13 protein-coding genes are annotated in these 14,056 nt (G+C 56.1%); 3 read left to right on the top strand and 10 right to left on the bottom strand.

The features are described from left to right. Positions 1-100: 100 nt before the first annotated feature. The 5 genes from ubiA to malK form a co-directional block, all read right to left on the bottom strand. Positions 101-970: a 4-hydroxybenzoate octaprenyltransferase gene (gene ubiA / locus IM299_RS16700; RefSeq protein WP_028015133.1), complete on the bottom strand. Its 870-nt coding sequence runs from the start codon at positions 968-970 to the stop codon at positions 101-103. Positions 971-982: 12 nt separating this feature from the next. Further along, complete coding sequence (ubiC, locus tag IM299_RS16705) at positions 983-1,480, bottom strand: chorismate lyase (RefSeq protein WP_014882105.1); 498 nt, start codon at positions 1,478-1,480, stop codon at positions 983-985. 180 nt (positions 1,481-1,660) lie between these two features. Continuing rightward, complete coding sequence (gene malM / locus IM299_RS16710) at positions 1,661-2,614, bottom strand: maltose operon protein MalM (RefSeq protein ID WP_045631390.1); 954 nt, start codon at positions 2,612-2,614, stop codon at positions 1,661-1,663. Between the two features lie 113 nt (positions 2,615-2,727). After that, positions 2,728-4,071: a maltoporin gene (locus IM299_RS16715; protein ID WP_048957455.1), complete on the bottom strand. Its 1,344-nt coding sequence runs from the start codon at positions 4,069-4,071 to the stop codon at positions 2,728-2,730. Positions 4,072-4,142: 71 nt separating this feature from the next. Next, positions 4,143-5,252, bottom strand: a complete 1,110-nt coding sequence (malK, locus tag IM299_RS16720; RefSeq protein WP_028015130.1) for a maltose/maltodextrin ABC transporter ATP-binding protein MalK — start codon at positions 5,250-5,252, stop codon at positions 4,143-4,145. Positions 5,253-5,622: 370 nt separating this feature from the next. Between malK and malE the strand changes: the two genes are divergently transcribed. The 3 genes from malE (at position 5,623) to malG (ending at position 9,383) form a co-directional block, all read left to right on the top strand. Continuing rightward, entirely contained in the window at positions 5,623-6,813 is a 1,191-nt protein-coding gene (gene malE, locus IM299_RS16725; protein WP_032644952.1) for a maltose/maltodextrin ABC transporter substrate-binding protein MalE, read from the top strand. A gap of 120 nt (positions 6,814-6,933) precedes the next feature. Then, on the top strand, positions 6,934-8,478 hold the full coding sequence (malF, locus tag IM299_RS16730) for a maltose ABC transporter permease MalF (RefSeq protein ID WP_028015128.1): 1,545 nt from the start codon (positions 6,934-6,936) through the stop codon (positions 8,476-8,478). Between the two features lie 14 nt (positions 8,479-8,492). Further along, positions 8,493-9,383 carry a maltose ABC transporter permease MalG gene (gene malG, locus IM299_RS16735; protein WP_006810496.1) on the top strand — a complete coding sequence of 297 codons (891 nt, stop codon included), beginning with the start codon at positions 8,493-8,495 and terminating at the stop codon, positions 9,381-9,383. A gap of 96 nt (positions 9,384-9,479) precedes the next feature. Here the strand turns inward: malG and psiE are convergent, their stop codons facing one another. The 5 genes from psiE to yjbE form a co-directional block, all read right to left on the bottom strand. Continuing rightward, positions 9,480-9,890 (bottom strand): phosphate-starvation-inducible protein PsiE, encoded by a 411-nt coding sequence (psiE, locus tag IM299_RS16740; protein ID WP_000202963.1) that lies wholly within the window; start codon positions 9,888-9,890, stop codon positions 9,480-9,482. Between the two features lie 162 nt (positions 9,891-10,052). After that, positions 10,053-12,149: a YjbH domain-containing protein gene (locus IM299_RS16745; RefSeq protein ID WP_028015126.1), complete on the bottom strand. Its 2,097-nt coding sequence runs from the start codon at positions 12,147-12,149 to the stop codon at positions 10,053-10,055. After that, positions 12,146-12,886, bottom strand: coding sequence for a capsule biosynthesis GfcC D2 domain-containing protein (locus IM299_RS16750; protein ID WP_075206221.1), 741 nt, complete (start codon positions 12,884-12,886; stop codon positions 12,146-12,148). Before IM299_RS16750 ends, IM299_RS16745 begins: the two co-directional genes overlap by 4 nt. Continuing rightward, a complete protein-coding gene (locus IM299_RS16755; protein WP_047366840.1) occupies positions 12,883-13,521 on the bottom strand; it encodes a YjbF family lipoprotein in 639 nt (212 codons plus the stop codon). The genes IM299_RS16750 and IM299_RS16755 overlap by 4 nt, the downstream gene beginning before the upstream one ends. Before the next feature lie 63 nt (positions 13,522-13,584). Next, a complete protein-coding gene (yjbE, locus tag IM299_RS16760) occupies positions 13,585-13,827 on the bottom strand; it encodes an exopolysaccharide production protein YjbE (protein WP_013095034.1) in 243 nt (80 codons plus the stop codon). Positions 13,828-14,056 lie beyond the last annotated feature (229 nt).

The raw sequence follows: 14,056 nt of genomic DNA on the forward strand, positions 1-14,056 counted from the left end.
CACAAAAGCGCGAATTTATGAAACGATGGTTTAAATTTGTGAGGGCGGTAATGCCGGGTAACGATGCGGCCATACCCTGCGGGGCATGACCGCGCGTCAATCAGGAAAAATAGCTCATGACCAAGCCTAAAAACAGCACCAGACCGACATAGTTATTGTTCATAAACGCTTTAAAGCAGGCTTCGCGTTCGCGTTTTGCAATCAGCTTCTGCTGGTAGGCAAACAGCAGCCCTGCTACCAGTATCGACCAGTAAAATTCCCAGTTCAGTCCGTTCAGGCGCGCAATCGCGACCATCAGCGCCAGTACCGCAACCTGCAGAATGCCAATGATAAGTTTGTCCTGGCGTCCAAAGAGAATGGCGGTGGATTTAATGCCAATTTTCAGGTCATCGTCGCGGTCAACCATCGCATATTGCGTGTCATACGCTACGGCCCAGAGGATGTTCGCCAGGAACATCAGCCAGCAGCTAAGCGGTAAGGACTCACTAACCGCCGCAAACGCCATCGGAATCGACCAGCCAAACGCCGCCCCCAGCACCACCTGAGGCAGATGGGTGTAGCGCTTCATAAAGGGATAAACCCAGGCCAGTGCGAGCGCCGCGACGGACAGCAGAATCGTCATGGTGTTAAGGGTTAATACCAGCAGGAAAGAGAGCAGCACCAGAACGATGAACAGTACGCGCGCTTCTTTCCCGGTCACCTGGCCGCTGGGTAGCGGGCGGTTGGCTGTGCGCTTTACGTGGCCGTCAAATTTACGATCGGCATAGTCATTCACCACGCAGCCCGCCGCGCGCATCAGCCAGACGCCGGCAACGAATACGCCCAGGATCCACAGTGGCGGCATGCCCGGCGTGGCCACCCACAGCGCCCATAAGGTCGGCCACAGCAGCAGCAACGCGCCAATGGGTTTATCGGTACGCATTAAGCGGTGATACGCCAACAGCTTATTCTGCGTCAGGGTCCACTCCATTTTTTCTTCCTCTTAGTACAACGGTGATGCCGGTAAAAATAGCTCCGTCAGGATTAACGGCTTACCGCTCAGGCGAAGGCGGGAACGGCGCCCCCACAGTTCGGCATCACGCCCAATTTCAATGAAATCCCTGGTCAGCTCAGATGAGGTGAAAAGATAACGTCCCAGCGGCGTTTTCCCCAGCCGCTGCAGCGCCAGCTCAGGCCCGGATAGGGTAGATTCAGGCACCACCGTCCGCCCGGCAAGCCAGGGTTCGCCATCGGCACAGAGCAAAATTTCACGCAGCCAGTAGCGTTCCTCTTGCGGCAACAGCGGCAGCTCGCTGGCGATCTCATCGCCGGAGACAAACCCTTCCTGTATCAGGGTTACCGTGACCGTTTTACCCTGTTGCTCAAAACGTTTTGTCATGGAATCTTCCAGCAGCAACCAGTCCAGCTGCTGCGGATCAAGCGCAGGTATTTGGTCGAAATAGCGCAGCGCACGCAGTTGCGTTAGCGCGGGGTGTGACATGCCAGACTCTCCGATACATAACGTAATGGCATTGTATCGCAGAAACGGGCAATGAGGGGGGGCCAAACGTTATTTAACGATCACTATCGCAACATGGGCGCAACAGCCTGGCGAATACGAAAAAAAGTGCGCCCACTCAGGCGCACTAAACTACTAACAAATCAGCACTGTGGGGAACAGTTACCCCTTGCCTTTTACACTGCTGATAAAGGTGGAACGGGCAGTGGTTGAACCTAAACGTTCGGCTTCATCAAGCAGTTTCAGCGCTTTATCGACATCGCCGCGCTTCACCGCCTGCTTAATGGCGTTGTTGAAGTACTCTTCGGTGTCGTTCAGTACGGGCTCGGCTTTCTTCGCCGGGGCTGGCGCTGCTGCGGCGACCGGTGCGGCTGCCGTGGCAGCAGGCGCGGTGTAAGCAGGTGCTGCGGTATTGCCCACGGTCACAGGGCCGTTACCGGAGGAGCCAAACAGCGGGCCGACCAGCACGCTGGAACCGCTGTTCGTTTTCACCTTCAGCTTTAACGTTCCGTCGGTGACGTGACGAGCAATAGGGTCCGGAATATCAGGAATCGCGTTACCGGTGCCTTTTGCGTAGGCTTTAGCCGGATCGAGCAGCGTGGTGGTCTTCTGGAGATCCTGCTCGGTGGTAAAGACCAGCACGTAGAGTTTTTGCTGGCCCAGCGCAGGGGTCAGGCGCATGACGCCTTCCAGACGATCGGCGCTCATCACGCCAGGCTCCTGGTAGGTAAAGTATTCGCTTGGGAAAAAGGCTGATGGCGTCATGTTCTGATCGAGAATCAGCACGTTAGGCGCAAATACGCTCGTCTGCTTGTTGACTTCACTGGTCAGGGTAATGGCCAGTTCACCGATATTGGCGGGTACGCTATACGCAGCGACCGGGCCGGTAATACCCGGAACATTAAGCGACTGGCCGCCCGTTGAGAGCTGGGTGGTCTGGGTTTTAGACTGATCGACAGGCGTCCAGACAAGCTGTTGCAGTGCCGCTGTCGGAATAGCTGGTGCAGATGTTGTGTTTTGCGGAACGAAATTGACGTTAGCGAGCGTCACGGCAGGCGCGCTTGCCAGCAGCCCTGCGGATAAACAAAGGGCAAGGAGAGTTTTGTTCATTTTCATTGTTATCACCTCAAAATGCACAGGTTCAGCGGTAGCCAGGCAATAGCGCGCCGTCCCAAGGATTGAGGGGCTTGCGCCCCTCAGTTTGGTCATTACGTCAGATTAAGACGGGATTACCACCAGATTTCCATCTGGGCGCCGAAGGACCACTCGTCGTTGTCGCCACGACCGAAGGAGCTTCCATTGAAACCATCTTTGAACGCTTTACCGTAGTTAGCGTTGTTAGATGGGTTACCGTTGTAGTCATAACCCCACTTCTCATCCCACTTGGCGTAGGTTGCGAATACACGGATTGCCGGGCGAGACCAAATGCTGTCGCCTGCCTGCCACTGTTGTGCCAGGGTGATTTTGTACTGGTTGTTGGTTTCGTCAGCGCTTTGTGATTTCACGTTGTCGTAACCCACTTCCAGTAAGGTGCTCATGATAGGCGTCCATTTGAACATCGGACGTACACCCACGGTCCACCACTTGGTCCCGTTGTTGTTATCCCAGTCGATGTCCTGGTACATACCGACATACATCAGGTCCCAGCGATCGCCCAGAGAGATTGCACCGTGGTCGAGAATACGCAGCAGGCTACCGTTGTTGTTAATGTCGTAGGCATAACCCGAGTTAGAATCGATGCCTACACCAGAACCTTGAGACAAGCCTTTACCCTGAGACGTCATTGAGTCAGTGGCATACTGAACCACAAACTTGTTATAGCCCTTCAGCATGCTCTGGGTGTGCTCAGCGGTGAACATCCAACCATCTTTTGAAGCACCATCAACCAGGCGATAATCATCACGCGGGTTAGCACGACCGTAATCAACACCCAGTTCCAGAGTGCCACCTGGGTTGATTTCCATCTGTGCCAGGCGCACGTCAAAGACATCGTTCGCTGTACGAGTGGTGTAATCATAAATACTATTGCTGGCGAAAGAGGATGAACCGCCTGCTTCGGAAGAACGGGTTGCTGCCAGAGAGAGCTTACCAAAACCGACATCGATGTTTTCCAGACCCGCACCAGGACCAGAGATATCCCAGTAGTAGAAGTCGATCATGTGTACGTCATGGCGTTGATAGAAGCGCTTACCGGCCCAGATGGTAGAGCCTGGCAGCCATTCAATCAGGTTTTTACCCTGCACGTTAGCTTCGCGGAACGCCGGGTCAGTACCTTCCCAGTCATTCTGCTGCGCCACGGAGTACGCTACGTTGGTGTCGAAGTAGAAGCTCTTGTCGCCTTCTTTCCACACTTCCTGGCCCAGCTTCAGTTCCGCATAGGTTTCACATTCGTTACCAAGACGGTATTTACTTTGGGCACCGGTTGCCTGGAAGCACTGTTGTTCGCCGCCACTACCCGTCCAGCCGATACCGGAACGAGCATAACCATGGAAATCCACGGCCAGCGCCTGAGCAGACATTACGCCCGCTGCGACGGCAACTGCCAGAGGAAGTTTGCGCAGAGTAATCATCATTCTATCTCCTGAGATCATTGCTTTTCTTTGAACACTTCACCTGTCGGTTTCGTGTCTTCTTTTGGGATTGCTTAAACGCCTGGCTCTTTATGCAACCGACGACATGCGGTGCCATCCTCACGGAACAGATGGCAACGCTCTGGCGGCAAGCCGATAGCGAATGTGGCACCCTCTTCTACCAACACCACGTCATTCTGGCGGTAGACCAGGTTCTGACGGATGGCGGGGATCTGGATATGAATCTGTGTTTCGTGACCAAGCTGTTCGACGACCTGAACTTCACCTTCCAGCGTCACATCCGCAATGTGGCTTGGCAGTAGATGCTCAGGACGGATACCGAGGGACATATTTGCCCCGACCTGTACGTTGGCGCTGTCGACCGGCAGCCAGACCTGCTGGCGGTTTGGCAGCTCCACCTGTACCTGTTCAATGGCTGTCGCCGTCACTTTGACGGGCAGGAAGTTCATCTTTGGCGAGCCAATGAAGCCCGCAACAAAGCGGTCTGCCGGGTAGTGATACAGCTCCAGCGGTTTGCCCACCTGCGCCACGCGACCGGCGTCCAGCACCACGATTTTGTCGGCGAGGGTCATCGCTTCGACCTGATCGTGGGTGACGTAAATCATCGTGCGGCCAAGGCGCTTATGCAGACGGGAGATTTCAATACGCATCTGGACGCGCAGGGCGGCATCCAGGTTAGAGAGAGGTTCATCAAGCAGGAACACGCGCGGCTCGGCCACCAGCGTACGGCCAATCGCCACGCGCTGACGCTGACCGCCGGAAAGCGCTTTCGGTTTACGCTCCAGCAGGTGCGCCAGCTGCAACACTTCAGCCACCTGCGTGACGCGCTGGTTAATGACCTCTTTTTTCGCCCCGGCCAGCTTCAGGCCAAAGGACATGTTCTCGGCAACGGAAAGATGGGGATAAAGCGCATAAGACTGGAACACCATGCCTACGCCGCGTTCGGCTGGCGGGATGTCGTTCATTCGGGTATCACCGATCAACAGGTCGCCGCTGGTGATAGTTTCAAGACCGGCAATCATACGCAGCAGAGTTGATTTACCACAGCCTGATGGGCCGACAAACACCACAAACTCGCCTTCAGTGATGTCCAGATTGATGTCTTTCGACACCACTACGTCGCCCCAGGCTTTCGTTACATTACGCAGCTGTACGCTCGCCATGCCCTTCTCCCTTCGTTACAACCTGTCACCGACAGAAACATTCAAGATAAGTTCACTATGGGGTATCCATTACTTTCGTGAATCCTCCACCCCCCGCCTTTTTTATGGGGGAGGAGGCGGGAGGATGAGAGAACAGGCTCTGCGACCGCAGCCGGGGGGCTGAGGCGAAATTCGTGAAGCCGCCTGCAAAATTCGGTGGGTTTTTATGTGCGCCAGCACTCATAACTTAAATTTATGCAACGGAGATCACACAAACGGGGGGTGGGGCGTAGGGGTTGGGAGGATGGAAAGAGGATGTCAAATAAGGAGACTGAGTCACGTTGAACCACCTTATGTATCCACGAGCACATCACCAAAAAGGATGGCAGATATGAATATCAAGACTGGCGCACGCGTTTTCGCATTGTCCGCCCTTGCAGCAATGATGGTTTCCGCCCCAGCGCTCGCCAAAATTGAAGAAGGCAAGCTGGTTATCTGGATTAACGGCGACAAGGGCTATAACGGCCTGGCCGAAGTGGGCAAAAAATTCGAGAAAGACACCGGTATCAAAGTCACCGTAGAGCACCCGGACAAACTGGAAGAGAAATTCCCGCAGGTTGCAGCAACCGGCGACGGCCCGGACATCATCTTCTGGGCACACGACCGTTTCGGCGGTTACGCGCAGTCTGGCCTGCTGGCTGAAGTCACGCCAGACAAAGCTTTCCAGGACAAACTGTTCCCGTTCACCTGGGACGCCGTTCGCTATAACGGCAAGCTGATCGCCTACCCAATCGCGGTTGAAGCCCTGTCACTGATTTACAACAAAGACCTGGTGCCAAACCCACCAAAAACCTGGGAAGAGATCCCGAAACTGGATAAAGAGCTGAAGGCGAAAGGTAAATCCGCCCTGATGTTCAACCTGCAAGAGCCGTACTTCACCTGGCCGTTGATTGCTGCCGACGGCGGCTACGCGTTCAAGTTTGAAAACGGCAAATATGACGTGAAAGACGTGGGCGTGGACAACGCGGGCGCGAAAAAAGGCCTGACCTTCCTGGTTGACCTGATTAAGAACAAACACATGAACGCGGATACCGACTACTCCATCGCGGAAGCGGCGTTCAACAAAGGCGAAACCGCGATGACCATCAACGGTCCGTGGGCCTGGACCAATATCGACAAGAGCAAAATCAACTACGGCGTGACCCTGCTGCCAACCTTCAACGGCAAGCCGTCTAAACCGTTCGTGGGCGTGCTGAGCGCGGGCATCAACGCCGCCAGCCCGAACAAAGAGCTGGCGAAAGAGTTCCTTGAAAACTACCTGCTGACCGATCAGGGTCTGGGTGAAGTGAACAAGGACAAACCGCTGGGCGCCGTGGCGCTGAAATCCTTCCAGGATCAGCTGGCAAAAGATCCACGCATCGCGGCAACCATGGATAACGCTCAGAAAGGCGAAATCATGCCGAACATCCCACAGATGGCCGCGTTCTGGTACGCCACCCGTACCGCCGTCATCAACGCTGCAAGCGGTCGCCAGACTGTCGATGCCGCGCTGAAGGATGCTCAGGGTCGTATTACTAAGTAAGAAGAAAAACGGCGGGTGGCGCGTGCGCTTACCCGCCCTACGACTACGGCACGATCCGTAGGTCAGGTAAGCGCAGCGTCACCTGACGAAAAGTTTCCACCGTTGTAGAGGAAGAACCCCATGGATGTCATTAAAAAGAAGCACTGGTGGCAAAGCGACGCGCTGAAGTGGTCAGCGATCGGTCTGCTGTGTCTGCTGGTGGGTTACCTTGTTGTTTTAATGTACGTACAAGGGGAATATCTGTTCGCCATCATGACGCTGATCTTAAGCTCTGCTGGCCTGTATATTTTCGCCAACCGTAAAGCCTATGCCTGGCGCTATGTCTACCCGGGCGTGGCCGGGATGGGGCTGTTTGTCCTGTTCCCGCTGATCTGCACCATCGCCATTGCGTTCACCAACTACAGCAGCACCAACCAGCTCGCGCAGGAGCGCGCCACTCAGGTGCTTCTGGATCGCTCTTATCAGGCGGGTAAAACCTTCAACTTCGGTCTGTATCCTGCAGGTGACGAGTGGAAGTTAGCGCTCACTGACGGTGAGAGCGGCAAAAACTATCTTTCCGACGCGTTCAAATTTGGCGGCGAGCAGAAGCTGGTCTTAAAAGAGGCCGCGGCCCTGCCGGAGGGTGAACGTGCGAACCTGCGTATCATTACCCAGAATCGCCAGGCGCTGACCCAGCTCACCGCCGTGCTGCCCGATGAAAGCAAAGTGACCATGAGCTCGCTGCGCCAGTTTTCCGGCACGCAGCCGCTATATACCCTGGCGGACGACGGCACGCTGACCAACAACCAGAGCGGCGTGAAGTACCGTCCGAATAACGACATTGGTTTCTATCAGTCCATAACGGCCGATGGCAAATGGGGTGATGACAAGCTCAGCCCTGGCTATACCGTCACCATCGGCTGGGACAACTTTACCCGCGTGTTTACCGACGAAGGTATCCAGAAACCGTTCTTCGCCATCTTCGTCTGGACGGTGGTCTTCTCGGTGCTGACGGTGATCCTGACCGTTGCCGTAGGCATGGTACTGGCCTGCCTCGTGCAGTGGGAGTCCCTGAAAGGCAAAGCGATTTACCGCGTGCTGCTGATTCTGCCTTACGCCGTACCGTCGTTTATCTCGATTCTGATTTTCAAAGGGCTGTTTAACCAGAGCTTCGGTGAAATCAACATGATGCTGAGCGCGCTGTTCGGTATCAAACCGGCATGGTTCAGCGACCCGACCACCGCCCGCTCGATGATTATCATCGTCAACACCTGGCTGGGCTATCCGTACATGATGATCCTGTGCATGGGGCTGCTGAAGGCGATTCCGGACGATCTGTATGAAGCCTCGGCGATGGACGGCGCGGGTCCGTTCCAGAACTTCTTTAAAATTACGCTGCCGCTGCTTATTAAGCCGCTGACGCCGCTGATGATTGCCAGCTTCGCCTTTAACTTTAACAACTTCGTGCTGATTCAACTGTTGACCAACGGCGGCCCGGACCGTCTCGGCACCACCACGCCGGCAGGCTATACCGACCTGCTCGTGAGCTACACCTACCGTATCGCCTTTGAAGGCGGCGGCGGCCAGGACTTTGGTCTGGCGGCGGCGATTGCCACCCTGATCTTCCTGCTGGTTGGCGCTCTGGCGATTGTGAACCTGAAAGCCACACGTATGAAATTTGATTAAGGAGGGCACTGAACATGGCAATGGTACAACCCAAATCTCAGAAGCTGCGCCTCCTCGCGACGCACTTAGGCCTGCTGATTTTCATCGCGGCCATCATGTTCCCGCTGCTGATGGTTATCGCCATCTCCCTGCGCTCGGGTAACTTTGCGACCGGGAGCCTGATCCCGGATGAAATCTCCTGGGAGCACTGGAAGCTCGCGCTGGGCTTCAGCGTGGAGCACGCCGATGGACGCGTCACCCCGCCGCCGTTCCCGGTGCTGCTGTGGCTGTGGAACTCGGTGAAGGTAGCAACCATCACCGCGATCGGCATCGTGACGCTCTCCACCACCTGTGCTTATGCCTTCGCCCGCATGCGTTTCCCGGGCAAAGCAACGCTGCTGAAAGGCATGCTGATTTTCCAGATGTTCCCGGCGGTGCTGTCGCTGGTGGCGCTGTATGCCCTGTTTGACCGTCTGGGCCAGTACGTGCCGTTTATCGGTCTGAATACCCACGGCGGCGTGATCTTTGCCTATCTCGGCGGTATTGCCCTGCACGTGTGGACCATTAAAGGCTATTTCGAAACCATCGACGGCTCGCTGGAAGAGGCGGCGTCGCTGGATGGCGCTACCCCGTGGCAGGCGTTCCGTCTGGTGCTGCTGCCGCTGTCAGTGCCGATTCTGGCGGTGGTGTTTATCCTGTCGTTTATCGCGGCGATCACCGAAGTACCGGTCGCCTCACTGTTACTGCGCGATGTGAACAGCTACACCCTGGCCGTAGGTATGCAGCAATACCTCAACCCGCAAAACTACCTGTGGGGCGACTTTGCCGCGGCGGCCGTACTGTCCGCCATCCCGATTACCGTGGTGTTCCTGCTGGCCCAGCGCTGGCTGGTGAATGGCCTGACGGCGGGCGGCGTGAAAGGTTAAGTTTCATTTGTTATGCCACTGCAACCCTCAACTTTAGACGTATTGTATTGACCCAACTTGTGACTGTTGTTAGGCGGCCTCCGGGCCGCCATTTTTTTATTCCCGTTTCAGCCGCTTCGAGTTACACAGCCAGAGGGTGATCACCAGCAGCAGGATCGCCGCCGAGTAGATCAGCACGTCGAGCGGGGATTTATGATCGACGATGATCAGCCGCACAATGGCGGTGATGCCAATGTAAACAAAATAGCGTAGCGGGAAGTGAAAGCCGGACTGGAAGTACTTCACAATCAGGGCGATAAATTCAAAGTAGAGAAAGTAGACCACCAGACCTTCCACCAGCGCATATTTGCTGGTTTGCTCAGGGGCGAACAGCACATCCGCCAGATGCACCGTCTCTTTGCCGAGAAAGACGACCAGGATCAGGCCAAGGCTCAGCAGACCGAGGTTCAGCACGGTCTGGAGTATCGTTGAGATGAACTCAACGCGCGGGCGAGTCAGGGATGTCATACAGCACCTCATTCTCCAGGGCGAGGTTCCTGTATAACGCAAAAATGTGACGGGGATCTATATTTTTTGTTTATGTTTGGCGCATTCGCCCGCTGGCGCTGCGCTTACCGGGCCTACAAAAACCGTAGGCCGGGCAAACGCAGTGCCGCCCGGCGTGAAGCATCAGCGGAAGTTAATGTTCTTATCGCTGGTCATGTCGTACAGCTGGAACTTACGCCCAAGCTGCTGACCACCGTCACGCGTCAGCGGTGTCCAGCCCACTGCCGCACGGCTGCGGGTCGGACCGGATGAGAAGAGATCCAGCGGAATCGACACGTAAACCCCTTTGGTGAAGTCCCCTTCCCCGTACTCGTCCGGCGAGACGTTGGTAATAGTGGCGTAGCCGCCCACCACGACGCCGCTGTCGAAGTGTTTGGAGATATCCAGCGTGCCGCCCTTGTCGCCCGCCAGATACTGGCCGACGCTGGCTTTCACCAGCACGTCCTGCGCGAACGAAGGCGTCCAGTAGGCGGTCAGGTGGCCGGTTTTGACGCTGTAGTCGGTGAACTTCATCATGTCCTGCGCGCTGCGCCAGTCACGCTGCTTAACGTAGTTGGCATCAATCCCGAAGGCCCAATTGCTGTCGACGGGACGATACAACACTTCCGCCCCCGCGCCACCAAACATGGTTTCCAGATAGCCACCGTAAACCTGGCCGTAGAAGCCGTTGCCGAAGTACTGGAAGTAGTTGGCCTGCAGGTTATTCACGTAGACATCGTTCTGCACGTATTCACGCACGCGGGTACGCACGCGCGGCAGCTTCGAGTCGTTCGGCGGGTTCGTGTAGTTAAACTTGTCGTAGTTGTTCGCAATGTTGCCGAACAGGCTGCCGGTGGTCAGCAGGTGGTCGGTGACCCACAGATCCGCCGTCGCCATCGCACCCAGCTGATACATGTAGAAGTTTTCCGGCCCGCCGACGGACTGGTTCAGTACCGGATCGATATGGAAATCAAAGCGCGATTTATCGATATACCAGCCCTGCTCGGTGGTTTCCGGCACGATCGGCTCTACGCGTTTTTGCACCAGCTCGGTTTCATGCCCGAGCGGTTCGCCTTCAAGATGGCGCTTGAGGCTGGCGACATCGGTTTCGGTGGTGACCTGCGGCAGATTCAGGCGATTCTCCGTCACGCGGATCGTGCGGATCCCGTCCGGGAGATCGTTCATCACGATCCGGTTGGCGCGTTCGATCCCTTCCCGCGAGTCGCGGTATTTCACCTGCTCGCCGGTGACGTACAGCGTATCGCCTTTCACCTGAATTTTCGGATCGGCCAGACCGGCGTTGTATTTCAACAGCGTCAGCTGGTTTGCCACCACGGAGTGCTGCAGAATCGCGTCCTGCGGCTCCGGCCGGTAGGCAGGCCGCGCGTTATCGTTGTAGTGCGGCCGCATGTCGTTGAAGTTGGTGCGCAGCGTGAAGCCAAACATCACCGTGTTGCCGCGCTCGTAGCTGAGGTTAACGTCGGCCCAGTCGGTGACGCGATAAATGGCGCCGACGTTAAACTTGCTCTTCTGCTCAATCTTCCCGGCGAAGTCCTGCGAGTAGTCGTTCCCTTCGTACTCCAGCTTCAGGCGCAGCGGCTGCCACGGCGTCTGGTATTCCACGCCACCGAACAGCGAGGCCGGGCCGTGGAACATCTGGTCGCCGTTGATGGAACCGGCTTTCTTGTAGCTGTTATCGCGGTAGCAGTATTTATCGCTGTAGGTACAGAACGGGTTTTTGACGTTGCCGCTGGTGCCGAGATAGCCCCAGCCAAGACCGAGAGAAAAATCAAACGGTCCCCAGGCCTTGCTGGCCACGATGTATTCCGCGTCGAACAGGCCGGTCCCGCCGATATCTTTTGCACCCACTGAGACCTGCGGCATCCAGTAGCTCTCTTCCCACAGGCGCAGTTTGACGTCGAAGGCTTTATCTTTGTAGGTCTGATCGCCGGAGAAGGCGTCGACGCTGCTGTACTGTTTCGTACGCACGTCGGTGTAGCGCAGCGTGGTTTCAAGCCACGGGAAAAGCTGTACGGAGGCGGAATAGTAGCGATACTGGTCGTTATCGCGGTAGTTCAGGCTAATTTCCCCTTCACGCGCCATGCGCGCGGTAGGCGTTTGCAGTAAACCGACGCCGCCGAAGTCTGACTGAGACGGGCCAACAGGTGCCGGATACGTTTCTGCATGGCAGGCGGCGCTTACGCAGAGCGCCAGCATGCTGTAGAGATAGGTTCTTTTCATTCTTCCGGTATCCGCTGTGTCAGGGAGTGAAGGATATCGGCGTTAAGCCCGTCATATGCCTTCGTCCAGAAATGGTCGGCAAAACCGACAAAAATGATGCTGCCCGGCATGGGTTCGATATGGCGTTTATTCCAGTACGCCACCGGCGCTTTTTGCGTATGCCCGTCTGGATAAATAATCCATGCGTAGCTGTTATCCGCGCCGCTCAGCAGGCTTTGTTCGTCGAGATAGCTCGCCACGTCGCGGCCGGGCGTAAAGGGCTTTTTACCGGGGCTGCTGATAAGCCCCATCACGGTCACCGTCGTCGGCTTCACCGGAAGCCAGAGGGTGTACTCCCCTTCAAGCGTGGGGTTGCCCTTTTCCGTGACGCGCACTTCATCTGGATCAAGATTAACTTTCTGGCGGCCTGTCACTTTCAGCACCTGAAGCTGCTGGCGAACGCTGTTAATGGCCGCGGCATCGTCGCCGTCTTCCTGCTCCGCCAGGCTCGTCAGGCGGGCCAGCAGGGCACGGTGTTCCTGCTCCGCCTTAACCGTCGCCTGACGCTCGCCGATCACCGCTCCCGGCCACCAGCTGTTGGCAAGCCTTGGCTGCCCGACGAGATCGAGCAGATGCTCGGCGTTGGTTAAGGTTTTGGGTTTTTCACTGTCCGGCGTGTAGACCTTTACCGTTCCTGCGGACCATGCCAGCGGCGCGGCAAGGCTGGCGAGAAGCGCAGCGTGGATGAGCGTTTTCATGATTTCGCAGCCTTGATCAGGGTGGTTTTCACCGGGAAGAAACCGGCACCGAGATACTGCAAGGACTGACGGATCTGCCCATCCTCGTCGATCCAGAAGCGGTTATGCCAGGTGGCCTGGTCGGTGGTGACCTCTTCATCCAGCACGCGAACCTGCGTTTCGTCGCTGCCGACTTTCACGCTGTCCGTACCGTCCCAGCGGAAGGTGGAGCGGGCCGTGGCGTAGCGCACCTGCTTGTGCTCGGTCCAGCCCATCGTGCGCGTCCAGCTTGCGCCGTCGACGATCTGATTTGGCTTGATGAGCGGGTCTTCGGCGAGATTATTCACCTCGAGCAAGTTGTCGCCGCCGAGCAGCGTTTTCACGATTCGGGCATGCTGCGTGACGATGGTGGCCTGATCCTGCGTCACCCATTTCTGCTGCCCGTTTTCATCGAAAGCGAGCACCACAAACAGCTGCGGGCCATCGTTTAGCTGCATGTACTGGCTGGCGTACGGCATGTTCTGAAGTTCGTCATCGGTCAGATGAACGCCCGGCGTGCCGAACAGGCTTTCCCACAGTGAATGTCCCAGCCCTTTGGTGGTGGCTGAGCACGCCTGCAACAGCAGGCAAATCAGAATGATTGCAGGTCGCTTCACGACTCTTCTCCGAAGGGGCGAAATAACCACACCGAAGTGTGGTTATGATTAAAACACCCGGTATTACTGGGTGCTGGTTGTCGTAGTGGTCGTGGTTCCGGTATTGGAGCCATCACCGCCACCGGTTGCCGCCAGCGCGACACCCACGGCTGAACTTACGGTGCTGGTGCTGGCTGCGGTAGAACTTCCCGCAGACGCAGACGTCGCTGCCGACCCTGCTGCTTCCCCGACCTGGACCGGAGCTGCATAGACAGACGTCGCCGCAAGTGCAGATATGGCAAAAATGCCATACAGTACTTTCTTCATAACAATTTCCCTTCAATGAATGAATGGAGATTTGCCCGAAAAGAAATTCAGGCGGAATCGAGTATACACAACTACAGCAGAGGGTTTACCGTGGGGGGAAATAGGGGGACGGTTTTCGGACTAATGGATAAAACAGAAAAGAAAAACAAATATTTGAAATAAATAATCGATAAAAATCAATAAATTATAATATATCCTTATTATCTTAGCTCTGCGTATTTTCTTAAAA

This window comes from Enterobacter cloacae complex sp. P47BA, assembly GCF_014930485.1.
Classification (GTDB): domain Bacteria; phylum Pseudomonadota; class Gammaproteobacteria; order Enterobacterales; family Enterobacteriaceae; genus Enterobacter; species Enterobacter bugandensis.